Source organism: Aeromicrobium sp. 50.2.37, assembly GCF_024655735.1.
Classification (GTDB): domain Bacteria; phylum Actinomycetota; class Actinomycetes; order Propionibacteriales; family Nocardioidaceae; genus Aeromicrobium.
On sequence record NZ_JANLGG010000001.1, the window covers coordinates 69,686 to 91,816 of the forward strand.

General features: G+C 71.2%; 19 protein-coding genes. 14 read left to right on the plus strand and 5 right to left on the minus strand.

Annotated features, from left to right (window positions below; all coding sequences use genetic code 11):
- Positions 1-33 precede the first annotated feature (33 nt).
- Positions 34-1,323 carry a VWA domain-containing protein gene (locus NUV38_RS00285; protein ID WP_257727217.1) on the minus strand — a complete coding sequence of 430 codons (1,290 nt, stop codon included), beginning with the start codon at positions 1,321-1,323 and terminating at the stop codon, positions 34-36.
- Positions 1,324-1,397: 74 nt separating this feature from the next.
- On the opposite strand from NUV38_RS00285, the gene NUV38_RS17095 reads away from it, so the two are divergent.
- From NUV38_RS17095 to NUV38_RS00325, 8 genes are all read left to right on the plus strand, one after another.
- Positions 1,398-1,895: a helix-turn-helix transcriptional regulator gene (locus tag NUV38_RS17095; RefSeq protein WP_308219625.1), complete on the plus strand. Its 498-nt coding sequence runs from the start codon at positions 1,398-1,400 to the stop codon at positions 1,893-1,895.
- 35 nt (positions 1,896-1,930) lie between these two features.
- Positions 1,931-3,247 (plus strand): hypothetical protein, encoded by a 1,317-nt coding sequence (locus NUV38_RS00295; RefSeq protein ID WP_257727218.1) that lies wholly within the window; start codon positions 1,931-1,933, stop codon positions 3,245-3,247.
- The gene (locus NUV38_RS00300) at positions 3,244-3,729 is read left to right on the plus strand and encodes a hypothetical protein (protein ID WP_257727219.1); all 486 of its coding nucleotides are present in this window, start codon (positions 3,244-3,246) and stop codon (positions 3,727-3,729) included. The genes NUV38_RS00295 and NUV38_RS00300 overlap by 4 nt, the downstream gene beginning before the upstream one ends.
- Before the next feature lie 13 nt (positions 3,730-3,742).
- Positions 3,743-5,401 carry a nuclease-related domain-containing DEAD/DEAH box helicase gene (locus NUV38_RS00305; RefSeq protein ID WP_257727220.1) on the plus strand — a complete coding sequence of 553 codons (1,659 nt, stop codon included), beginning with the start codon at positions 3,743-3,745 and terminating at the stop codon, positions 5,399-5,401.
- Entirely contained in the window at positions 5,398-6,057 is a 660-nt protein-coding gene (locus NUV38_RS00310; RefSeq protein WP_257727221.1) for a hypothetical protein, read from the plus strand. The genes NUV38_RS00305 and NUV38_RS00310 overlap by 4 nt, the downstream gene beginning before the upstream one ends.
- 77 nt (positions 6,058-6,134) lie before the next feature.
- Positions 6,135-6,725, plus strand: a complete 591-nt coding sequence (locus tag NUV38_RS00315; RefSeq protein ID WP_257727222.1) for a hypothetical protein — start codon at positions 6,135-6,137, stop codon at positions 6,723-6,725.
- Positions 6,726-6,921: 196 nt separating this feature from the next.
- On the plus strand, positions 6,922-7,557 hold the full coding sequence (locus NUV38_RS00320; RefSeq protein ID WP_257727223.1) for a DUF4352 domain-containing protein: 636 nt from the start codon (positions 6,922-6,924) through the stop codon (positions 7,555-7,557).
- A gap of 96 nt (positions 7,558-7,653) precedes the next feature.
- The gene (locus tag NUV38_RS00325) at positions 7,654-8,301 is read left to right on the plus strand and encodes a dihydrofolate reductase family protein (RefSeq protein ID WP_257727224.1); all 648 of its coding nucleotides are present in this window, start codon (positions 7,654-7,656) and stop codon (positions 8,299-8,301) included.
- A 1-nt stretch (position 8,302) separates the two neighbouring features.
- On the opposite strand, the gene NUV38_RS00330 is transcribed toward NUV38_RS00325, so the two are convergent.
- Together NUV38_RS00330 and NUV38_RS00335 are read right to left on the minus strand one after the other, a co-directional pair.
- Positions 8,303-8,842, minus strand: a complete 540-nt coding sequence (locus tag NUV38_RS00330; protein ID WP_257727225.1) for a hypothetical protein — start codon at positions 8,840-8,842, stop codon at positions 8,303-8,305.
- 58 nt (positions 8,843-8,900) lie between these two features.
- Entirely contained in the window at positions 8,901-9,272 is a 372-nt protein-coding gene (locus NUV38_RS00335; RefSeq protein ID WP_257727226.1) for a DUF2256 and DUF3253 domain-containing protein, read from the minus strand.
- Positions 9,273-9,385: 113 nt separating this feature from the next.
- On the opposite strand from NUV38_RS00335, the gene NUV38_RS00340 reads away from it, so the two are divergent.
- Complete coding sequence (locus NUV38_RS00340; protein WP_257727227.1) at positions 9,386-10,336, plus strand: DUF4262 domain-containing protein; 951 nt, start codon at positions 9,386-9,388, stop codon at positions 10,334-10,336.
- Positions 10,337-10,347: 11 nt separating this feature from the next.
- On the opposite strand, the gene NUV38_RS00345 is transcribed toward NUV38_RS00340, so the two are convergent.
- On the minus strand, positions 10,348-11,100 hold the full coding sequence (locus tag NUV38_RS00345) for a hypothetical protein (protein ID WP_257727228.1): 753 nt from the start codon (positions 11,098-11,100) through the stop codon (positions 10,348-10,350).
- Entirely contained in the window at positions 11,097-11,582 is a 486-nt protein-coding gene (locus tag NUV38_RS00350; RefSeq protein WP_257727229.1) for a DUF6318 family protein, read from the minus strand. The genes NUV38_RS00345 and NUV38_RS00350 overlap by 4 nt, the downstream gene beginning before the upstream one ends.
- Before the next feature lie 289 nt (positions 11,583-11,871).
- On the opposite strand from NUV38_RS00350, the gene recC reads away from it, so the two are divergent.
- The 5 genes from recC (at position 11,872) to NUV38_RS00375 (ending at position 22,055) form a co-directional block, all read left to right on the plus strand.
- The gene (gene recC / locus NUV38_RS00355; protein ID WP_257727230.1) at positions 11,872-15,246 is read left to right on the plus strand and encodes an exodeoxyribonuclease V subunit gamma; all 3,375 of its coding nucleotides are present in this window, start codon (positions 11,872-11,874) and stop codon (positions 15,244-15,246) included.
- The gene (locus tag NUV38_RS00360; protein ID WP_257727231.1) at positions 15,246-18,605 is read left to right on the plus strand and encodes a UvrD-helicase domain-containing protein; all 3,360 of its coding nucleotides are present in this window, start codon (positions 15,246-15,248) and stop codon (positions 18,603-18,605) included. Before recC ends, NUV38_RS00360 begins: the two co-directional genes overlap by 1 nt.
- A complete protein-coding gene (recD, locus tag NUV38_RS00365; protein WP_257727232.1) occupies positions 18,602-20,407 on the plus strand; it encodes an exodeoxyribonuclease V subunit alpha in 1,806 nt (601 codons plus the stop codon). The genes NUV38_RS00360 and recD overlap by 4 nt, the downstream gene beginning before the upstream one ends.
- Positions 20,408-20,482: 75 nt before the next feature.
- Positions 20,483-21,295 (plus strand): nuclease-related domain-containing protein, encoded by an 813-nt coding sequence (locus NUV38_RS00370; RefSeq protein WP_257727233.1) that lies wholly within the window; start codon positions 20,483-20,485, stop codon positions 21,293-21,295.
- A 76-nt stretch (positions 21,296-21,371) separates the two neighbouring features.
- Positions 21,372-22,055, plus strand: coding sequence for a hypothetical protein (locus tag NUV38_RS00375; RefSeq protein ID WP_257727234.1), 684 nt, complete (start codon positions 21,372-21,374; stop codon positions 22,053-22,055).
- Positions 22,056-22,131: the final 76 nt, after the last annotated feature.

The window sequence follows — 22,131 nt, forward strand, 5'->3', positions numbered from 1 at the left end:
CCTTCTGCCCCTCGGGGCCGATCTGCTCGGCGCTCACGAGCGCCTCCGGGAACGGCGACCACCGTCAGCCGTCATGGTCTTGCTGATGAGCTGCCGGTCGTCCGGCGCCATCGCCAGGAACAGCTCGGGCTCGGCCATCCGCTCGGCCTCCTGGGCCTCGCGGAGCAGCTCGGCGCGGAACACCGCCGGCACCTTCGCCGCCGCCGAGTGCGCCAGCGTCGCCAGCTTCGCGAACTCGCGAGCCGCGCGGACGTCGTCGCCGCGCGTCAGGAGCGCGAGGGCCTTGCGCCGGCGTCGCAGCACCCGCTGCACGTACCACTCGCCGAGCACCTGGCGGTCCGAGCCCGCCTCGCGTTCGTCGGGCCGACTCACGTGCGTCCACACCGTGGTGGACGTGTGCTGGTCGCTCAGGTCGTCCGCGAGGACGTAGTCGACGCGCAGCTTCCCGATCTTGCGCCGTCCCGGCCGGGTGGCCGGGTGCGGGGCGCACTCGACCACGAGCGAGCGGGTCTCGTCGACGCGGAGGCTGCCGAGGTCGACCTGGATGCCGCCGGGCACCGGCACGACAGGGAGGTCGTTGACCACGTCGAGCCCGCGGATGCCGGACGCTGCAGCGATCGTGAGCCGGACCGAGAGGAACCGCTGAGCGGCGAGCTCGCCGCACTCCTCGCCGATCGCTGCCGCCGCTGCGTCTGCCTCGGCCGCGAAGTGCCCGTTGCCACTGCCCGCGCGGGCGATCGCGTTCAGCAGCAGCTCGTCGTACCCCAGGCCGACACCGAGCGTGGACGTGGCGATGCCCCGCTCGCGCATCGCCCCGACGCGCCCCCCGAGCGCCTCGGGGTCGGTGACGCCGACGTTGGCGTGGCCGTCGCTGACCAGCAGCACTCGCACGCCGGCCCCGACGTCGAGGCGACGTGCCTCCTCGAGGCCGCGCACGAGGCCGGCGCCGAGGTCGGTGCTGCCTCCGGTGCGGACCGACTCGATGCGTCGGACGATGGCAGCGGGGTCGGTGACGGGACCCGCGGGCACCACCACCTCGACAGACGAGTCGAAGGTGACGAGACCGAAGGAGTCATCGGGGGAGAGCCGTCGGACGACGTCGACCAGCGCGCGCTTGGCGTGCTCGAGACGCCCGCCGGACATGGAGCCGCTGCGGTCGAGCACCACCACCAGGTGCGACGCGGCGCGCTCGGTGGGGCGGACGGCGTATCCCTCGGGCAGGGTGCCGGCGACGCGGACGAGCATGACGGCGTGGTCGCGACGGCGCAGGGAGGCCTGCATCCAGTCGAAGCGATCGCGGCTCAGGTGTGTCGAGAGCTTCATGATCATCTCCTCTCAGGTAGGGTGTGCAATGAGCATAATGCAGACGGCAGACAGATTATGCAAGGAGCATCGAGATGTCGACCGATTCCTCGTTCGGACGAGTACTGGCGGAGTTCCGCAAGCGACAAGGGATGTCGCGGTCCCAGCTGGCCGAGAGGTCGGGGTTGTCCTACCCCTACGTGTCACAGCTGGAGACGGGCCTGCGCAAGCCGTCGCGCAAGGCGGCGGCCCAGCTGGCGGAGGCGCTCGGCGTGGAGCCGCTCGCGCTGGAGGCGGCTCTTCCGCCGGACGACGTCTCATCTCCGTCGTTCCAGCGTTCTCTTCAAGCGCAGGCGGCGCTGTTGTCGGGTGAGGGGCGCATCACCTCCTCGCTCGAACCGTCGACCGAGATGCCCATGGGTGTTCCGCCGTTGCCGCGGAGGAGCTCGGCACGGACGACCCGGGACGACATCGTCGGCCAAGCCGTCGACCTCATCGAGGAGCTGTCTCCGGAGGATCGTCTCGACGCCCTGGGCGAGGTGCAGAAGCTCGTCCTCAAGCGCATGCTCGAGGAGCATTCACGCGAAGCCTGATCAAAGGCCTATGCAGCATGCATTGCTTTCTGTCGGTGTCAGAGCCTACCGTCGAGGAGTCGGCGAGGGCCGACGCGACGGAGGTGGTGACGATGGACGAGCGCGACGGACGGTCGATCGAGCAGGGCGTCGACGCGTGGGTCGAGGGGTCCTGGCTCGACTTCCGCATGCGTCTGGCCGAGTGGATGCTTGCTGCGCCCGACCACAACACGCTGGTCCTCGACCCGGCTCCCCACGACCTCGAGGCGCCCACCGTGCAGGTGAGCACCACCGACGACGCACGGTTCGTCGCACTGTCGATGCCCGATGACGCCCAGGTGACGCTCGCCACGCCGTACGCACTGTCCTTGCGCACCGCGGCCCGACTGACCGACCTCGGCTTCGTCCCGGCGCGACCGTCGGGGGAGCCCGTCCTGGGACTCGACCGCGACGACGTCGACCGACTCGCCCACGCAGCGTCGACGGTGCTGCACGAGGTCTGGGGTGTCGTGTCGCCGGCGTTCCTCTCCGCGGAGGTGGTCTCGCCCCACGACGACGGCGAGATCCTCGAGTGGGAGGCGTCCGAGCACGTTCCGGCGGCGGAGACCGCCGACCCCGAGCCGAGCCCTGGGACCACCGAGATCGCCTGGAGCTCATCGCCCGAGGAGCAGCAGGCACTGCTCGAGGAGATGATGCAGGCCATGGTGTCGGCGCCGCTGAAGGTCGCGCCCGACGGCAGCATCCGCATGCGTGGCAAGGGCGGAGTGGTGACGGTGCGGGTCCGCGACAAGAGCCTCGTGGAGGTCGTCACCGTGCTCGCTCGCGAGGTCCGGTTCAAGCGCGCCCACCGTGAGGCCGACCGACTCAGCCGACGGTTCCGGCACGTCCGGTTCTTCCTCGAGCGCGACATGCTGCTCGCCACCGTGCCCGTCGAGGCCTCGCCGCTCGTGGCCGAGCACCTCCACGACGCCGTCAATCACCTGCTCCGCCTGCGGGTGCAGCTCGCCGACCTCGACACCCGTCTGAAGCGGCGCAGGGCGAAGACGCCGGAGCCGGCTCAGGAGCCGGTGCTCATCCCGGCGGTCGACCCGACGCTGTCGGTTCTCGCGGGAGATGCGGGGGACGCGTCGGCGGAGGAGCTCGTCGAGATGTTCCGCGAGGTGGCACCGAACCTCGAGACCGTCGAGCGGTGGATCGAGACGGCGCACCGCGAGAGTCGCGCGGCCCTGACCGCCGGGCGGCGCGCCGACGAAGGCCTGCGGGAGGCCTGCATCCGGCAGTGGCGTCACTGGCGCCGCGTGCGCTCGGCCCTTGGTCAGGTCCGCGACGACCTGCAGCACGGGTCGTCGACCGGCCACGAGGACGCCTCGTGAACGCGGTGCGCCGGAGCGACATGGCTTGGGCGTCGTTCGCGGCGTCGGTCGCCGAAATGGCCCGTCGGCTGCCCGACGACGGCACCTTCGTGCTCTATCGCGACGGGAACGGGGAGGACGACGTCGGGTCGACCTGGCCCAAGTACGTCCAGCTCTGCCGCTACGGCGACGCGATGCTGCGGTGCGAGGTCGTCTCCAACTCCTACCTGCCCACCGCGCACCGTTGGACGCCCGAGCAGGAGCTCGGCCTGGTCGCGATGGGCTGGCACCGACCCGACCTGGAGGACGAGACGGCTTCGCCGAACTGGTACCTCGACGTCTCGCTCGCCTGGGCCGAGACGGGCGTCGAGCGGATCGTGCGCGTGCTGCGCGACCTGTGGGGCGCGCGCGTGCTGAGCGACGTGGTGCTCGATGAGAGCGACCTGCGTCGGTTCCGGTGGATCGACACGACTGAGGACCTGGACGATGATCCAGGACGCTGAGAGGATCCGTCCCATGCCGTCGACTTCCCCCATGACCTGGCCGTCCGAGCCGTCGTTCGTCAACGCCTCCGAGCGGCGTGTGTGGGCGGCACTCGTGGCGCAGCTGGGGGAGCGCGACCTGATCATCGCGAACCAGCGCTTCACCGTCCGCGGAAACGACCACGAGCTCGACTTCGCCGTGGTGCTGGACGGCCACGGGGTCGTGGTGCTGGAGGTCAAGGGAAACAAGGTCTGGCACGACGGGGAGTCGTGGTGGCAGGACTGGAACCCCGAGCCGAAGCGGATCCGACCGGTCGACCAGGCCCTCAGCAACAAGTACGTGCTGCAGGACTGGGTCGAGGGTTCGCCGGCCTGGTTCGGTCGCACGAGGGTCCGGTGGGCGCACGCCATCGTGCTCCCGGCGAGCGAGGTCGACCCACGCTTCAGCCATCCCGAGTGCGAGCGGTCGATGATCGTGGACGCCAAGGATCTGTCCGACATCGGCAATCGGCTTCGCACGCTGCTCGACGTCCAGGCCAGCACCCGACGCCCGACTGACGCCGCCGACACCGTCGCCATCTTCGAGGCGCTCAGCGGTCGGTTCCTGCCCCAGCGTGACGGCCAGCTGTCGATCGAGGCGAGCATCGCCGAGCGGGACGACGTGGTGGAGCGGCTCAGTGCCGAGCAGGGTCGCATCCTCGACGTCACGAGCCTCATCACGCGTGTCGAGGTGCGCGGCGGCGCGGGCAGCGGCAAGACCTGGCTGGCCGTGGAGCAGGCGCGTCGTCTCGCGCGACAGGGCAAGCGCGTCGCCCTCATCTGCTACTCGCGAGGCCTCGCCCAGTGGATGAAGCGCCGGGTCTCGACCTTCCCGGCCGGTGAGCAGCCTGCGTACGTCGGGACGTTCCACGACATCGGTCGCGAGTGGGGTGCCCCCGAGGGCAGCGACGACGACTCGAACTTCTGGGAGGTCGAGCTGCCTGAGATCATGCTCGATCTGGCCGCCAAGCAGCCCCTCGCCGACCTGTACGACGCGATCGTCATCGACGAGGCGCAGGACTTCGCCGACCTCTGGTGGCCCGTGGTCATGGAGGCGCTGAAGTACGAGGACGACGGGCTCTACGTCTTCTCCGACGAGGGCCAGCGCGTGTTCTCGCGCTTCGGTGGCCCGCCGGCCGACCTCGTGACCCTCGTGCTCGACCAGAACCTGCGCAACACCAAGCAGATCTCGTCCACGTTCTCGTCCATGGCGCCCAACAAGATGCGCATCTCCCAGCACGACGGCCCCGAGGTCCGGTTCGTGCCCTGCGGGTGGGACCAGGCCATCGAGCACGCCGACGACGTCGTCGAGCAGCTGCTCGACGAGGGCTGGCAGCCGTCGGACCTGGCGCTCATCGCCACCGGTCCGCGACACCCCGAGCAGAAGGCTCGCCAGGAGGCCGGCTGGGAGTCCTACTGGGACTCCTTCTGGGACAAGGACCAGGTCTTCTACGGCCACGTCATGGGCTTCAAGGGACTCGAGCGTCCCGCCGTCGTGCTCGCGCTCAACGAGCAGCCCGACCGCGAGCGCGCCATGGAGCGCCTCTACGTCGGGCTGTCCCGCGCACGGGACCTGCTCGTGGTGTGTGGCGACCCGGAGCACATCGAGTCCGTCGGGGGACCGGCGGTGCTGAGGAAGATCAGAGGAGCATGACCGTGTCCGGATTCCGTGAAGACCTCAACGCGCTCAATGCTGCGATCCGAAAGGACTTCCCCACCAGGGAGGACCCGGGCTGGCCTGGCGGCTATCCGGAGGAGATCGAGTCAGCGCTCATCGATGCCGTGTTCTCGATCCGCGCGAGGTATGGCGCCACTCCCGACATAGGAGTTCGGCGTGTCGTCGCGAGTTGGCGCGAGGCGCGAGGTGTGGACCGGCCCGACGACCTGACGTTCCTGGCGACCCAGGCAAGCCCGAGCCTCGGAGCGGTGGCCTCGAACCACTCCACCACGGGTGGCCGATCGAAGGTCGAGGTGGTCGAGGAGGCTGCTGGTCGTTTGGTGGAGGAAGGAGTCAAGCACGCAGGTGAACTCGCAGATCCCCAGCTTCGTCTCGCCGCGAAGTGGGCCTACATCGGGACGAAGGGGTTGGGCCCGGTGACATGGTCGTACTTCTCGATGCTGCTCGGTCAGCCGGACGTGAAGGCCGACGTGCACGTCATCAGGTACGTAGGTCGAGCCGCCAGGAACGATGGGTCGGGGGATCGGTTCAGCAGTGAGTACGCCCGCGACCTGTTGCTCGCCTCGACGCACCCCTTCGACGACGTCACCGAGCTCGACCACGCGATCTGGAAGCTTCAGCGATCCTTGTGAGTACCGCACCGTCGGGTCTTCCGCCTTTTCGCCTCGCTGACGCCATGGGGGCGCGGGACTTCTACGAGAGTCGTTCCGTGAAGCTCGACGGGGTGATCGGCGAGCTGGCCGGCGAGCTCGGACTCGGCTGTGTGTGGGTCGTCTGCGGGCCTTTGATCGAACGAGGCGTCGTGGTGACGGACATCGCCGCCCAAGCGTCCGCTGCCGGCCGCACCATGCTCGTGGCGTCACGGCACGTCGATGGGTACACATTGGGGATCGCGGTGTGCGACGCCGGTGGCGTGGATGGCACGTTCCGGGTCATGGGGGCGGGAGACGGCCTCGGGGCGCTGCTGACGGCGCCGAGAGAATCGGGTCCCGGAGTCCTGGACCTCCTGGTGATCGACGGTGCGGAGGGTCTGGTGGACCACCAGGATGACTGGCTCGCGGCCGTCCGTCACCGTGCCCGTGCTCGCCGGACGGCCGTGGTCGTGGGCGTCCCGCACCTGGACCTCGCCGCCGCGGAGCCGGAGATGCTCCTTGGCGATCGCCTGGTGACCGTGGGCCCAGTCGATCCCACGACGAACCTGAGTGCGTTGAACGTATTTCGCCGGCACTCCGCGCCCGCCAGACTGAGCGCATTCCTGGGGACGGGACCTGGGCGGATCGTCGTTGGACAGCAGCGCTGACATTCCCTGGAGCGTCTATACAGGGTGCGACTTCGTGGTTCCGGGTCCGACGTCCAGGAGGTCACGGAGGAGAACAGGCGAAGCCATGCTCCCGAGTCAGGTCGAGTGGTCACATCGAGCCACGGGAATCGCTGAGTACGCGGGCCGATCCGGCCTACGGTGACGACTCCACATCACCGAAGACGGGGGATCGACCATGTCCGAGACTCAGCACGAGCAGCAGAACCCGAAGGCCGCAGCCAAGGCGGCGAAGGCCTACGCGAAGGCCTCGCGTCCCTGGTACAAGAAGAAGCGGTGGATCGCCGCGATCGTGGTCGGTGTCATCATCGTGGCCGCGGCGCTCGGTAGCGGCGGTGAGGACGGAGCCACCCGCGGTGGCGGGTCCGGCGGCTCGGACGACGGCGCCAAGGTGACGAAGGCCGACCCCGTGGCCATCGGCGAGTCGGTCGAGCTTGAGGGCACGACCTACACGGTCAACAGCGCGAAGACGCAGGGCGCCGTCGGCAGTGAGTTCTTCTCGGAGGAGGCCGGCGGCGTCTACGTGGTGATCGAGCTGACCATCGAGAACACCAAGGATGAGACCAAGACGTTCTCCGACACGGCCGCGAAGCTCGTCGGCTCCAACGACAAGAAGTACTCGACGGACAACGACGGCACCTTCGCCGCCATCGGCGACGACGGTGAGGCACTCATCTTCGAGGACATGCAGCCCGACGTCCCGAAGACGGGGATCCTCGTCTTCGACGTCCCGGAGGACGCGGTCAAGGGTGCGCAGCTCGAGGTCAGCGACCTCTTCGGTCGCGGAACGGCGTACGTCGACCTCGGCCTCTGACCACGCATGCGTCGCGGGCGTCCTTCACGACCGGTGGCGGGGCGCCTGCGACTCATGGCAACCGGACCGACCGAGGAGTGGAGTAGAACTGGCTTCATGACCCGTGTCCGCATCCACAACCTGTCCGTCTCCCTCGACGGGTTTGCCGCTGGGGAGCCGCAGTCGCTCGAGACGCCGATGGGCCACGCCGGTCAACGGCTGCACACGTGGATGTTCGCCACTCGGTTCGGTGCCGCGATGATGGGCGGCGATCCCGGCAACTCGGGGATGGATGACGCCTTCGCGCAGCAGCACGAGCACGGCATCGGTGCGGAGATCATGGGCGCCAACAAGTTCGGGCCGCCCGGGTGGCAGGACGACGCGGACTGGCGTGGCTGGTGGGGCGACAACCCGCCCTTCCACACGCCGGTCTACGTGCTGACGCACCAGCCTCGCGCCTCGATCGAGATGGACGGCGGGACGACGTTCCACTTCGTCGACGCATCTGCGGTCGAGGCACTCGCTCGTGCGAAGGAGTCGGCCGGCGACCTCGACGTCAGGATCGGCGGCGGTGCCGACGTGGTCCGTCAGTTCCTCGCCGCGCGACTCGTCGACCACATGCACGTGGTCCAGGTGCCGATCGTCCTCGACCGCGGGGCGCACCTGTGGAGCGGCCTCGAGGGACTCGAGGACGACTACGACGTACAGGTCGTGGCGTCGCCGAGCGGCGTCACGCACCTGACCTTCGAGAAGAAGACGCCCTGAGCTAGTCGCAGTTGTCGCAGATGCCCGTCGCGGGCAGCGCCATGAAGCAGGTGGGGCAGATCTTCGCGGGCCGGTCTTCCGGCTTCACGACACGCTTGACGGTGGTGGTCGATCCGGACGCTGCGCGCGTGGTGCGGACGCGGGCCGGTCGGGGAGTGCCGCCGTCAGCCGGCAGGTCGGTGGCAAGCGCCCGGTAGCAGAGCAGGCGATCCTCGGCAGCGCGCTGCTCGACGTCCTTCACGACGTCGCCGGTCGCGGCCAGCACGGCGCGCCCGTAGACGTCGCCCACGGTGCCGTCGCGCTGGACGGCGAGCGACGTGAGCGGCGGGTCGCCCGCGCGAGCTGCTGCGAGGGCGGTGATCTCCATGAGGTCACCGAGCCACGTGCGGCGCGACGTCGGGCTCTCGACGCGCGTGCGCTTGAGTACCTCGTCGGCGAGGTCGGAGACGGTGATCACGGCGCCGTAGCGCGACGCGGTCTCGCGCAGGACGTCGAGTGCTACGGGGGTCCACCGGGCGAACTGGGGGAGGATCTTGGCCACGTCTGCCGACGTTAGACGATCGGTCCACGCGGCCCGCGGGGCGGTGCTGCTCCAGGGGTCAGCTGCGTGCCTTGCGCACCCGGATCGGGCCCTTCGCGGTGGACGGGTCGACGACGTGTCCGCCCTGCGTGATCTCGACCCTGCCCTCGTCGACGAGTCGACGGGCCGCGCGTCGGGCGGGCTCCATAAGGTCGCGCCAACCGTCGGGGTCGACCTGCTTCGCGGCCTCGGACGGGCAGATCGTCGAGGTGGCGGCGCGCTGGTCGAGCAGCTCGATGATCGCGTCCTGCAATGCCTGGTCGGTCTTGGTCACTCCGCGCTTGCGGCAGGCGGTGGAGCAGTAGCGCACCTGGTCCCAGTCACGCTCCCACTTCTTGCGCCACTCGATCGTCCGTCCGCAGGAAGCGCAGGTCTTCGGTTCGGGTGGCACCGGTCCAGTCTGCGCCGGGCTGGTCCGGTTCGCACGCCCGGCCGTGGACGCGGGGAAGGCATGTCGGGACTCGAACATAGTGTCGAATCCATCGATCCAGGGGAAGACATCAGATGAATCACGACACGACGACTCGCACACCGTTCTGGCAGGTGCAAGCGGTCTTCGATCCCGACGGTGGCGGCTCGGACTTCGCCTACACCATTGGGTTGGGCGAACGGGGGATGCACGAGCTACATGCGTGGGCCAGGCCCACGCACGGCCTCGACGTCGGCGCCGACTACAAGCTGTCGTCGCAGGACCTCTGCCATCTCCTCAACGAATTCGCCTGGGAGTGGCTCGACGGTCGACTCCAGGTCGGTGACACACGCAGCGTCGACCTCGACGACGGTCTTGCCCGGATGCAGATCTCGGTGGGAGCCCCAGTCCCGAAGCGGGAGTGCGACGCGTTCGGCGCACAGGGACCGCTCGTCGTTCCGCTCCGCTGGTCGTTGCACCGGTCGGCCATCGAGTCAGACCCAGGCATCGTCGCCGGTTCGGAGTGCTTGTGGCGCGAACGGATCGCCACGTTGCGCGCCACGTCCCTCCGGGTGGCCGCGATCGGTGGCGACCGTGCACCGGTGACCTTCGAGACGACCCAGGTGTACGGCCCGCTCACGCCGTGGGTGCTTGCCGTGGCGAACGCGCTCGCCGGAGTGCCCGCAGCAGCACTCGCGTCCCGGCTGGCCGATGGCGAGGTCGGCCGGCCGTCACAGGCTCAAGTCGCAGTGCAGTCCGTCGCACGCAGTGTCGGGCGGGTCGGTGCGGTCGAGGCCGCGCACGACCTGTCGCACCAGGTCGAGCGAATCGTCACCCGTCGGGGGAGCTGGCGCACGAGCCTGGGGCGCGAGGCCCGGCGGTTGGGTATCTCACGACGAGAGCTCGAGCCTGTCGTCGCGTACGACCTTCACCTCGCACTCTTCGCGTGCCTCGGTGCGGCCGTCGTCGAGGACGTGATCGAACCATGGCGGATCAGCCAGGTTCGTCAGCTGTGGACTCCCTACGTGGACTTCGCGACTGGTTGACGCGACGGACGTCATGGGGTCACGAGAACGGGCGCGGCCTCCTCGACCTCGAGGGAGGTGGGTGCGCCCTGAGCGGTGAGCGTCTGGCCGAGGGGGGTCCAGGCGCCGCCGTCGACCCGGTACCGGACCGAGTAGGTGGTGTCGACGCGAGGCCGGACCTCGTCGGCCACACGGCGGTAGGTGTGGGTGACGTCCTTCGCCGGATAGGGGCGGCCGGGCTTGGTGGTGGACTTCGACGTCCCGTCGCCCGGGTGCCAGGTGTAGCGGGTGGGAGTGGCTTCGACGTCGATGTCGAAGCCCAGCAGCGTCACGCTCTCGCGCAGTGTCCGCGGGTCGGTGTGGAAGATCGTCGGGACGTTCACGAGGGTCCGCTCGCCCGGTTGCACCTGGATCTGCAACGACGGCATCGGGATCTCGCTGACCGCGCGGCGGATGTCGCCCTCGGTGACTTGAGGGGAGGAGGCGGGTTGGGCGTCGGTGGCGGTGGTGCCGCGGGCGCCGCAGCGGTAGGTGCGCTCAAACCGCCGTTCGCTAACTCGCGAAGTGTTGAAAAAGCAGGACGAATCCTTGCGTTGGCGAACCGCCCGAGCGGGGACACCGCCACTCGAGGCACGCTTGCGTCCGCCGGCCTCCCACTTCGTTGCTTTGAGGCCAAGGTTTGGATTGAGTCCGTCAGGCACGACGTCAACGTCTGCCTCTGCTGCTGTCGGGAACACAAGAGTACTTAGGAGGAAGACTGTCGCCGCAGCCGTGCGGGGGCTCACTTGCTCACCCTGTAGAGGTCGCTAACGGTGAATGGTGCAGAGGGAGAAAGCTCGAACGCGACGGTCGAGGTTTCCCCTCCGAGCAGATCAATCTCGAACTTCACGTCGGAGGCGATTTCATCCCTAGAGACCACCGTGGATTTGATCCTCCATACGTCACCGCTCGGACGGTCCGCTGCATCGAGATCAGCAGCTGAATCAGCGAACTCTAGACATGGCTTGCATCCAGCGCTGACTTCGCGTAGTTGAGAAGTGTCTCCCGTTCGGGACGCGAAGTTGAACAGGTCTATCCAGTAAGCAGCGAAAGATGCAGCGCCTTCCTCGCTGGATTCGGTTGCCTGATTTGGCAGTCGGGGTGGGGTCGCGGAAGGTGCGCTCGGCGCAGGAGCCGTTGGGTCGGGCTCGAGGATCTCCGGCTGGCCTGAGCAGGCGGAGGCGAGGAGAAGGGCCGCGATGGCGGCGGTTCTGGTGATGACTGACAACGTGGATCCCCCGATCTGACGGTCCGAACCTAGCGAAATCGCCCGGGGACGTGAAGACCGTCGTCCCCAGCTCCGGTGGAGCATCCGAGGTAGGTGGCGCGCGCAATTCCTGGAGGGGTGGTAGACCCGCCGCGGATACGCGGCCCGTAAGCGCGGCTTACCTACCTCCGGGGCTCGGGTTTCGCGGGCCACCTACCTCGACGACCCATTCCGCGGGCTACCTACCTCTTGGGGGAGCTGTGGGGACGGGTGGGAGCGGGGTGTCCGGGTGGGCGGCTAGGTTCGGGGCGTGGCCTTGACGATCCATCGTGCGGAGCGAGCCGACGTGCTTGCCGACGGGTTGGCGCGGCTGCTCGCGGAGCCGCCCGCGGACCCGTTCGAGCGCGACGTGGTCGTGGTCGCCGCCAATGGGGTGGAGCGGTGGCTCGCGCAGACCATCAGCCACTCGCTCGGGGTCAGTGACGGGCGCGACGACGGGATCTGCGCCGGCGTGGAGTTCGTCCGCCCGATGCACCTGCTGTCCGAGCTCACCGAGAAGGACCGCGACGACCCGTGGGCCAGCGGTCGGCTCGCGCGGACCGTGCTCGATGTCCTCGACACCCACCTTGACGAGCCGTGGCTCGAGATCGTCGCCCGCCACGTGGGGCGGGGGATGGCGCCCGCCGACGAAGCCTTGCGCCGCAGCCGGCGCTACCCGACCGCGCGTCGGGTCGCGTCGTTCCTGCACGGCTACGCCGTCCAACGCCCGTGGATGGTGCAGGCGTGGGGGGCAGGCGACCACGTCGACGGGCTCGGTGCTCCGCTGCGCCCCGAGAGCCGCTGGCAGGCCGAGGTGTGGCGACGCGTCGCCGCCCGGCTCGACGGTCATCCCTCACCCGACCGGCGGCTCGCCGACACCGCCGCGCGCCTGCGCAGTGGCGACCTCGACCCCGACCTGCCGCAGCGGCTCTCGTTCTTCGGCCACACCCGCATGCCGCACGCCGAGCTCGACGTCGTCGACGCGCTCGCCCAGGTGCGCGACGTGCACCTCTGGCTCCCGCACCCCTCGCGCGCCCGCTGGGACGCCGTCGCCGCCACCGCTGGGCGCACGCACGACGGCCACGCGCCACGGCGCGACGAGGTCGAGACGCTCGAGACCGGCAGCACCTTCCTCACCGCCTGCGCGCGCGACGTGAGCGAGCTGCAGCACGCCCTGCTCGCGCTGCCCGGCGAGGCGGACGTCGAGCACCTGCCCGCGCCCGACTGCCGCGCCACCCTGCTCGGCGCCCTCCAGCGCGACCTCGCCGCCGACCACGACGGACCCACCGACGAGCCCATCGACGGGGGAGCGCGCACCCTCGACCCGCTCGACCGCTCCGTGCAGGTGCACGCCTGCCACGGACCTGCCCGCCAGGTCGACGTGCTGCGCGAGGTGGTCGTCGGCCTGCTCGCCGACGACCCCACCCTCGAGCCGCGCGACGTACTCGTCATGTGCCCCGACGTCGAGACCTTCGCCCCGCTCGTCGAGGCCGCCTTCGGACTCGACGACGTGGCCGGCGTCGACCACCCCGGCCACCGCCTGCGGGTGCGGCTCGCCGACCGCGCCACCGGCGCCGTGAACCCCGTGGCCGAGGTGCTCCAGCGCGTGGTCGACATCGCCGCCGCCCGCCGCACCACCGCCACCGAGGTGCGCGACCTGCTCGGCCTCGCTCCCGTGCGACGACGCTTCGGCCTCAGCGACGACGACCTCGAGCAGGTCGACACCTGGACCGCCCAGACCGCCATCCGCTGGGGCGTCGACGCCGACGCCCGTGGCGCCTGGAACCTCGCCGGCCTCGCCCAGAACACTTGGCGCTCCGGGCTCGACCGGCTCGCGCTCGGCGTCGCCACCGACGGCCAGCGGCACGACGGCCAGCCCGGCAACCGCCTGGGCGGCGTGCTTCCGCTCGACGACCTCGGCAGCACCGCCGTCGACCTCGTCGGACGCCTCGACGAGGCCGTCGCCCGGCTCGGCTCCGTCCTCGCCGACGCCGAGCCGCAGCCGATCGCCGACTGGTCCGACCTGCTCGCCCGCGCCGTTCACATGCTCACCGACGTGCCACCGCGCGACGCCTGGCAGAAGGAGCAGGTGCTGCGCATCCTCGCCGAGCTCGCCGCACCGGCCGTCGGTGCCTCCGAGGTGGGAGGCGAGGACGGAACAGGGGGCACCCTCACCGTCGTCGAGGTCGGGGCCTTCCTGGCCGACGCCTTCGCCCCGCGCCCCACTCGCACCAGCTTCCGCACCGGCTCGCTGACCGTCTGCACGATGGTGCCGATGCGCTCGGTGCCGCACCGGGTCGTCTGCCTGCTGGGGGTCGACGCCGACGCGTTCCCGCGCACCCCCACGCCGCTCGGCGACGACGTGCTTGCCCGCACCCCGCTCGTCGGTGAGCGCGACGCCGCCGGTGAGGACCGCCAGCTGTTCCTCGACGCCGTGCTCTCGGCCACCGAGCACCTGGTCATCACCTACACCGGCGCCAGCGAGCACACCGGTCGCCCGCTGCCGCCCGCCACGCCCGTCGGCGAGCTGCTCGACCAGCTCGACCGGACCGTCCCGGGCGCAGACGTCCGCGACCACGTGACCGTCCACCACCCTCTGCAGTCGTTCGACGTGCGGTCCTTCACGCCCGACGCGCTGCTGCCCGGCACGGCGTTCAGCTTCGACGCCGCCGCCTACGCCGGGGCCCGTGCCACCACCCGCGAACCCGAGCCGGCAGCGCTCTTCCTGCCCGAGAGCCTGCCCGAGCAGCGCGCGGACGTGGTCACCCTCGACCAGCTGCGCGAGCTCGTGCGCCACCCCGTCAAGGCGTTCGTCACCGGGCGGCTCGACGTGCGCCTGCCCTACGAGGACGAGCCGGTCGACGACGCGATCCCGCTCGACGTCGGCCACCTCGAGCAGTGGGGCGTCAGTCGCCGGGTGCTCGAAGCCGTCCTGGCCGGCGCCCCGGGCGAGGAGGCCGAGGCCGACGAGCTGCGCAGGGGTCTCCTTCCGCCCGGACCGCTCGCCGCCTCCACCCTGCAGAAGAGCCGCAGGCTCGTGGGCGACATCTTCGCCTTCGCCGCACCGCTGCGCACCGAGGCCGCGCACAGCGTCGACGTCGATGTCGAGCTGGCCGACGGTCGTCGCGTGGTCGGCACCGTCGCCGACGTGCACCCCGCGCACGCGCTGAGGGTCACGCCGTCGACCGTGCAGGGACGCCAGCTGGTGGAGGCCTGGGTCGACGTGCTCGCGCTCGCCGCCGCAGGCCAGGGGCTGCCGATGCACCTCGTCGGTCGGGTGTCGGCCGGACGCGGCAAGGCACCCGGCGTCGCCACCATCGCGCCACCCACCGACGACGAGGCGCGCGCAATCCTCGCCGAGGTCCTCGACCTCCACGCCCTCGGCACGAAGCGCCCGCTGCCGCTCCCGGTCAAGACGTCGCAGGCCTACGCCTCCGGCATCCGACGTGGCAAGCCGCAGCTCGCCGAGGTCTTCGCCGAGCGGGAGTGGGTCGGCAGCCGCGACATCCCCGGTGAGGACGCCGACGCCTACCACCGGCTCGTCTACGGCCCCGGCCTGCCCTTCTCCGCGCTCGTCACGCGCGGGCTCGACCAGCACGCCGTCACCCTCTGGACGCCGCTGCTCGACCGGCTGGACGGTGCCTGATGAGCGAGCGCCACCCTTCCGTCGTCGACGTCGCCGAGTTCGACATCACCGACCCGCTGCCCACCGGCACCACGCTGCTCGAGGCCAGCGCCGGCACCGGCAAGACCTGGGCCATCGCCGCGCTCGTCACCCGCCTGGTCGCCGAGGGCCACGCCGAGCTCGACGACCTGCTGGTGGTCACCTTCGGTCGCGCCGCGAGCGCCGAGCTGAAGGACCGCGTGCGCGAGCGCCTGGTGGAGGCCGACACCACCCTCACCACGGGCAGCGCGCCCGAGTCCGACGCGCTCCTGACCCTCCTGCTCGACGCACCGGAGGCCGAGCGCGCCCAGCGCCGACGTCGGCTCCGGCGCGCCGTCGCCCGCTTCGACGAGGCCACCATCACCACCACCCACGGCTTCTGCCACGCCGTGCTGCGCAGCCTCGGCACCACCGGCGACGTCGAGCCCGGGTCGGCGCTCATCGAGGACGACACCGAGATCGTCGACCAGGTCGTCGCCGACCTCTACCTGCGCGCCGTCGGCATGGGCGCGACACCTCCTTTCGACCACGCCGAGGCGGGCCAGCTCGGTCGTCGCGCCGTGGAGGACCCGTCGGCCCACCTGCTGCCCACCGACGCCCCGCAGGGGTCACCGCCCGACCTGCGTCGGCGCTTCGCCGGGGCCGTCCGCGACGAGTCGGCCCGACGCCGGCTCGCCGCCCGCACCCTGTCCTACGACGACCTGCTGCAGCGACTCGCCGAGGCCCTGGAGCCCGAGGCGTCACCCGCCCGCACCGTCATGCGCGACCGGTGGCGGTTCGTGCTCGTCGACGAGTTCCAGGACACCGACCCGGTGCAGTGGCAGATCCTGGAGCGGGCCTTCCTCGGCCACGCCACGATGGTGCTCGTCGGCGACCCCAAGCAGGCCATCTACGGCTTCCGCGGCGGCGACGTCGACACCTACCTGCGCGCCGCCGCCCAGGCCGACACGCGCCGCACCCTCGTCGAGAACCACCGCAGCGACGAGCCGCTCGTGGCCGCCGTCGACACCGTGCTGCGCGGTGCGGCACTGGGCGACCCGGAGATCCTCGTGCGCCCCGCGCGCGCCGCCCTCACCGGCTCACGCCTGCACGACCCCACGCACGAGGCGCCGTTCAGGCTCCGTGCCCTGCTGCGCAGCGACGCCCAGCACGAGTCCGACGCGCCCCTCAAGATCGGCGACGTGCGCCCGCGGGTCGCCGCCGACGTGGCCGGCGACATCGCCGCCCTCCTGCGCAGCGGTGCTACCTACGACCACGGGGCGGGCCCGGTCCCGCTCACCGCCGGCGACGTCGCGATCCTCGTCGAGCGTCACCTCGAGGCCGACCTGCTGCACGAGGCTCTCGCCCGACTGGGTGTGCCCGCCGTCCGCAGCGGTGGCCCCGACGTTCTGCAGAGCGACGCCGGGCTGCAGTGGGTCACGCTGCTCACGGCGCTGGAGTCCCCGCACCGCAGCGGCTACGTGCGCGCTGCGGCCCTCGGACCGTTCCTCGGCCTCGCCGCCGCCGACCTCGCCACCGGGGGAGCGGACCCCGACGGCGATGGCCTCACCGACCGCGTCTCCGCCCAGCTGCGCGACCTCGCCGACCTGCAGCGCGAGCGTGGCACCGCCGGCATGGTCGAGGCACTCACCGGCGACCCGGCGGTCGTGGAGCGACTGCTGCGTCACGAGGGCGGCCGACGACAGCTCACCGACCTCGAGCACGTGGGCCACGTGCTCGCCGGCGCGTCTCGCGAGCATGGCCTCGGCCTCTCGGGGCTGCTGCGCTGGCTGCTCGACCGACGGTCCGAGAGCGCCCCGTCGGCCGACCGCACCCGTCGGCTCGACACCGACGCCGACGCCGTGCAGATCGTCACCACCTTCGTGAGCAAGGGGCTCCAGTACCCCGTCGTCTACGTGCCGTTCCTGTTCGACCGCTACGTCCCCACGCCCACGATGGTGCGCCTGCACGACGCCGACGGCCGCCGCTGCCTCGACGTCGGCGGTGACGGACCCTCGTGGCGCACCCATGCCGACCGCTCCGACGCCGAGCGGGCCGGCGAGGCCCTCCGGCTGCTCTACGTCGCCATGACCCGAGCCCAGTCCCGTCTGGTCATGCACTGGGCGCCCACGTTCAACGGCAAGCACGCCGCCCTGCATCGCGCCCTGTTCCGACGCGACCCCGACGACCCGGTCGTGCCCGACACCCAGCCGGTTCCGTCCGACCACGATGCCGTCGCGCGGTTGCGCGCCTGGCAGGACCGCGGCGGTCCGGTCGTGGAGCAGATGGTCACCCAGACGCTGCCGCTCGACCCCGCACCCGCCGACGGCACCGAGCTCGTGCTCCGCCGACTTGGGCGCGAGGTCGACACCACCTGGACGCGCACCTCCTACACGTCCCTCGTGCGCCGCGACGACGGACGCTCGGTGGCCAGCGAGCCCGAGACCGTCGGCCCCGACGACGAGGTCGACGTGGTCGCCGACGTCGGTGATGCGCCCACGCTCGGTCCGTCGCCCTGGGCCGACCTCGTCGGAGGCGCTGCGCTCGGCACCCTCGTCCACGGGGTGCTCGAGGACGTCGACGCCGACGTCATGGCCACCAGCACCGATGCGATGGAGCGCGAGGTGCGGCTGCGGGTGGAGGAGCAGCTGGCCCGCCGACCGATCGCGGTCGACGTCGAGGCGCTCGTGCCGGCCCTCGTCGGCGCGCTGCGCACACCCCTGGGCGTGCTCGCGGACGACCTGACCCTCGCCGAGGCGCTCGCTCGGCGACCCTTCCGCGAGATGGACTTCGAGCTGCCGCTCGCCGGCGGTGACCGTCGCGGCCGGGTGGATCGCCCTGGCACCCTCGCCGACGTCGCCGACCTGATGGACCAGCACCTCGCGGCGGCCGACCCGCTGCGACCCTTCGCGGCCGAGCTCCGCGACGCGTCCCTGCGCGGCCGCACCCTGCGCGGCTACCTCACCGGGTCCATCGACCTGCTGCTGCGGCTCGACGGCGACCGCTCGCTCGTCGTCGACCACAAGACCAACCGGCTCGAGGGCCCCGACCTCACCGACGCCGGGGGAGGACTGGAGGCCTACGCCCCGGACCGTCTCGCCGGCGCGATGCTGCACACCACCTACCCGCTGCAGGCCCTGCTCTACGCCGTCGCACAGCACCGGTTCCTGCGCTGGCGGCTGCGCGGGTACGACCCCGACGAGCACCTGGCGGGCGTCCTGTACCTCTTCGTGCGCGGGATGACCGGTCCCGACGTCCCACGTGGCGCCGACGGCGCGCCCTACGGCGTGTTCGCGTGGCGCCCGCCGACGTCGCTCGTGGTCGGGCTGAGCGACCTGCTCGACGGGAGGCTCGCGCGATGAGCGAACAGCCGATCGCCGTGGGCGACGACGCACTCGACCCGTTCGACCGCCAGGTCGTCCAGGCGCCCGACTCCGGCGTCCTGGCGGTGCTCAACCGTGCCGGGCTGCTCGCGGCGGCCGACGTGCACGTGGCCCGCACCGTCGGCCGTCTCGGCAGCGAGGACGACGAGGCGGTGCTGCTGGCCGTCGCCCTGGCCGTGCGCGGTGTGCGTCTGGGGTCGTCGTGCATCGAGCTCGCACCGGTGGTGGCCGACCTCCGGGTCGAGGCGCCCGACCTGCCGTGGCCGTCCTTCGCCGACGACGTCCCCGCCTGGTGGGCGCGCATCGTGGCCAGTCCGCTGGCGACCGGCCGCGACCGGGTGCTCGTCGCGGAGGAGCCGCTGCTGCACCTCGCCCGCTACCACGCCCTCGAGGTCTCGCTCTGCGACCGGCTCGCCACCCGACTGGCCCTGCCGGCTCCCGCCACCGACGACGTGGCTCTGGGCACCGACCTCGACCGGCTGTTCGGCGAGGCCGGCTTCGACGAGCAGCGAGCAGCGGCCGAGCGTGCCGCGCGCTCCTGGACGAGCATCCTCACCGGCGGGCCGGGCACCGGCAAGACCACCACGATCGCCCGCCTGCTGGCCGCGCTCGCGGCCCAGCACGCGTCGGCCGGTCACGCCCGACCGTTGAACGTCGGCCTCGCCGCGCCCACCGGCAAGGCTGCCGCCCGCATGCGCGAGGCCATCGTCGGCGCCGCTTCAGGCGCCGTGTTCACTGTCGACGAACGCACCTGGCTGGAGTCGTTGCGTGCCGTCACGCTGCACCGGCTCCTCGGCGCCCGACCCGACCACCGCACCGCGTTCCGGCACCACGCGGGCCAGAAGCTGCCCTACGACGTGGTCGTCGTCGACGAGACCTCCATGGTCTCGCTGCTCATGATGGAGCGGCTGGTCCAGGCCGTGCCTCCCACCTGCCGCCTGGTGCTCGTCGGCGACTCCGAGCAGCTCGCCTCCGTCGAGGCCGGCGCGGTGCTGCGCGACGTCGTCGACGGACTGGGGGGGCACGACCATCCGGCCGTCACCCACCTGACGCAGGGGCACCGGTTCGACGGGGGCATCGGCGACCTGGCCGCGGCCGTGGTCGAGGGTGACGCCGACGTCGCCCTCGGCGTGCTCACCGGGGGCGTCGAGGGACTGGCCCTGCGCGCTCCCGACGAGATCGACGCCGTGGTGGACGACCGCCCGGCCGAGCAGGCTCGCGTCGTCGCCCGGGCCGCGCTCGAGGGCGACGTCAGCGGTGCCCTCGAGGCCCTGGCCGAGCACCGGCTGCTGTGCGCCCACCGCGACGGCCCGTTCGGGGTGAGCCACTGGAACGAGCGGCTCGAGCGCGAGGTCCGCACGTTCCCGGATCCGTCGCGACCGTGGTTCGCCGGCCGTCCCGTCCTCGTCACGCGCAACGACCCCTCGCTGCGGGTCAACAACGGCGACGTCGGGGTGGTCGTCGACGACGGACACCGGCTCGTCGTCCACCTCGACACGCAGGTGGAGGTGTCGTCGTCGCGGCTGTCGTCGGTGCAGAGCGCCTACGCGAGCACCGTCCACCGCAGCCAGGGCAGCGAGTTCGACCACGTCACCCTCGTGCTTCCCGACGAGGACTCCCTCGTGCTCACCCGCGAGCTGCTCTACACCGCGGTCACCCGCGCCCGCACGAGCCTCACCGTCGTGGCCACGCCGGAGGTCGTGCGCGCGGCCGTCGAGCGCCGCACCGCGCGCGCCAGTGGCGTCGCCCGCCGGCTGGCCGCGCTCAGGAATTCTGGGTAGTTCGTCCGTTTCCGCCCGTCCGCGCCGGCGTTGGGGCACCCTCGTGCTGGGAGCACGAGGACGAGGGAGCGTTCGATGGGGAAGAAGGCGTCGTACCCGAGGAAGCAGTACCGCCAGCTCTTGCGTGGCTGGCTGCTGCGGCACAAGGCGATCGTGGCTGGGCTCGTCGCGATCTTCGCGGTGGTGACGGCGTACGAGATCGTCCTTCTGCGCTCGATGCCGCCGACCTCGGTGATGCGTGAGGTCATCGTGGCCGCGCTGGCAGCTTCTGCCGTGGCCCTGTGCTGGGGAATCCACACGCTCTTCCTGGCGCACGAGGATCACGCCATCCACCAGCTCCGCGGTGCGTGGGGCGAGGACAACACCGCCACCGAGCTGCAGGCCGCGAAGCGTCAGGGACTCATCTGGCGTTCCGTCGACAGCATCGCACTGGAGAACGGGGACATCGACCACCTCGTCGTCACCCGTCGCGGCGGGATCGTGGTCGTCGACTCGAAGTGGTGCAGCGTCATCGACGACGGCAAGCGGGTGGCCTTCGCCACCGCTGCGAAGCGTGCGGGTCAGCGCGGCAAGGGTCTCGTCAACACCGTCACCCAGCGCAGCCACGGTCGGCACAGCGCCCCGCGCAAGGCCCTGACGGTGACCCCGGTCGTGGTCGTGTGGGGTGCCGCGCAGTCGTCGGTGCGCGACGACGAGGTCGTCGATGGTGTGGCCATCGTTCGGGGATCGGGCTTCCGCACGTGGCTCGCCCGCCTCGAGGCCGAGACCATCTCTCAGAAGACCGCCACGGAGCTCGTGGCCCGCATCGAGGGGTTCGACGAGAACCGACGCGCGGTGGTCCGCGAGCGGGAGCGCGAGAGCCGGACCGTCACGCCGGTGCGCACCTAGACCGTCCTCGAAGATGCAGGGTGAGGGTGTCCCTGACAGGCTTGCCGGGACCGATCAACGACCCGGGAGGACCCCCATGAAGAAGCTCATCTACGCGACGGCCTTCGGCATCGGCTACGTGCTCGGCACCCGGGCCGGACGTGAGCGGTACGAGCAGATCCGCCAGGCCGCCGAGAAGGTCCAGAGCGACCCGCGCGTGCAGGACGCCGTCCGCAAGGCCGAAGGGATGGCTCAGGACGCGGTCACCCTGGCCCAGGACGACGAGCGCCTCGCCGACCTCGCGCACAGCGTGAAGGACTCGGCGCAGAAGGTGCGCGAGCAGGCCGTCGGCGTCGTCTCGTCGGTGCGCCAGAGCGTGGAGGACGACGACGTCGTGGGTGACGTCGTCGACACCGCCAAGGGTGCAGCGAAGGACGTCGCCGACAGCGCGAAGGACGCGGCCGACGGCGGCGGAGTGAAGGACGTCGTCGACACGGCCAAGCACGCGGCGAAGGACGTCGGTGAGAGCGTCAAGGACGCCGCCGACGAAGGTGCGATCGAGGACGCGGTCGGCAGGGTCGAGGATGCGGCCGGCGACGCGAAGAAGGTCGCCGAGGAGTCGGCCTCGGAGGCGACGCGGAAGATCAAGGCGGCGGCCGACGAGGCACGCGGCGAGGCCGGTGGCGCGGACGGCGAGACGTGGCCCCCGCACCCCGACGAGCACATCCCCGAGCCCGAGGACGAGGTCGTCTTCACCACGGGACCCGACGACAAGAGCTGAGGTAGCGGCTCGTCTCGTTCTGCGCGGGGTTCCTGGTCTCGATACGCCCCGTCCACGCTCGTTCCTCGCGGGACGT

Bases quoted from the DNA above. Each gene is read 5' to 3' on its own strand.
- NUV38_RS00285 (WP_257727217.1), bottom strand. From the start codon at position 1,323: ATGAAGCTCTCGACACACCTGAGCCGCGATCGCTTCGACTGGATGCAG.
- NUV38_RS17095 (WP_308219625.1), top strand. From the start codon at position 1,398: ATGTCGACCGATTCCTCGTTCGGACGAGTACTGGCGGAGTTCCGCAAG.
- NUV38_RS00305 (WP_257727220.1), top strand. From the start codon at position 3,743: ATGCCGTCGACTTCCCCCATGACCTGGCCGTCCGAGCCGTCGTTCGTC.
- NUV38_RS00310 (WP_257727221.1), top strand. From the start codon at position 5,398: ATGACCGTGTCCGGATTCCGTGAAGACCTCAACGCGCTCAATGCTGCG.
- NUV38_RS00320 (WP_257727223.1), top strand. From the start codon at position 6,922: ATGTCCGAGACTCAGCACGAGCAGCAGAACCCGAAGGCCGCAGCCAAG.
- NUV38_RS00325 (WP_257727224.1), top strand. From the start codon at position 7,654: ATGACCCGTGTCCGCATCCACAACCTGTCCGTCTCCCTCGACGGGTTT.
- NUV38_RS00340 (WP_257727227.1), top strand. From the start codon at position 9,386: ATGAATCACGACACGACGACTCGCACACCGTTCTGGCAGGTGCAAGCG.
- NUV38_RS00360 (WP_257727231.1), top strand. From the start codon at position 15,246: ATGAGCGAGCGCCACCCTTCCGTCGTCGACGTCGCCGAGTTCGACATC.
- recD (WP_257727232.1), top strand. From the start codon at position 18,602: ATGAGCGAACAGCCGATCGCCGTGGGCGACGACGCACTCGACCCGTTC.
- NUV38_RS00370 (WP_257727233.1), top strand. From the start codon at position 20,483: ATGGGGAAGAAGGCGTCGTACCCGAGGAAGCAGTACCGCCAGCTCTTG.
- NUV38_RS00375 (WP_257727234.1), top strand. From the start codon at position 21,372: ATGAAGAAGCTCATCTACGCGACGGCCTTCGGCATCGGCTACGTGCTC.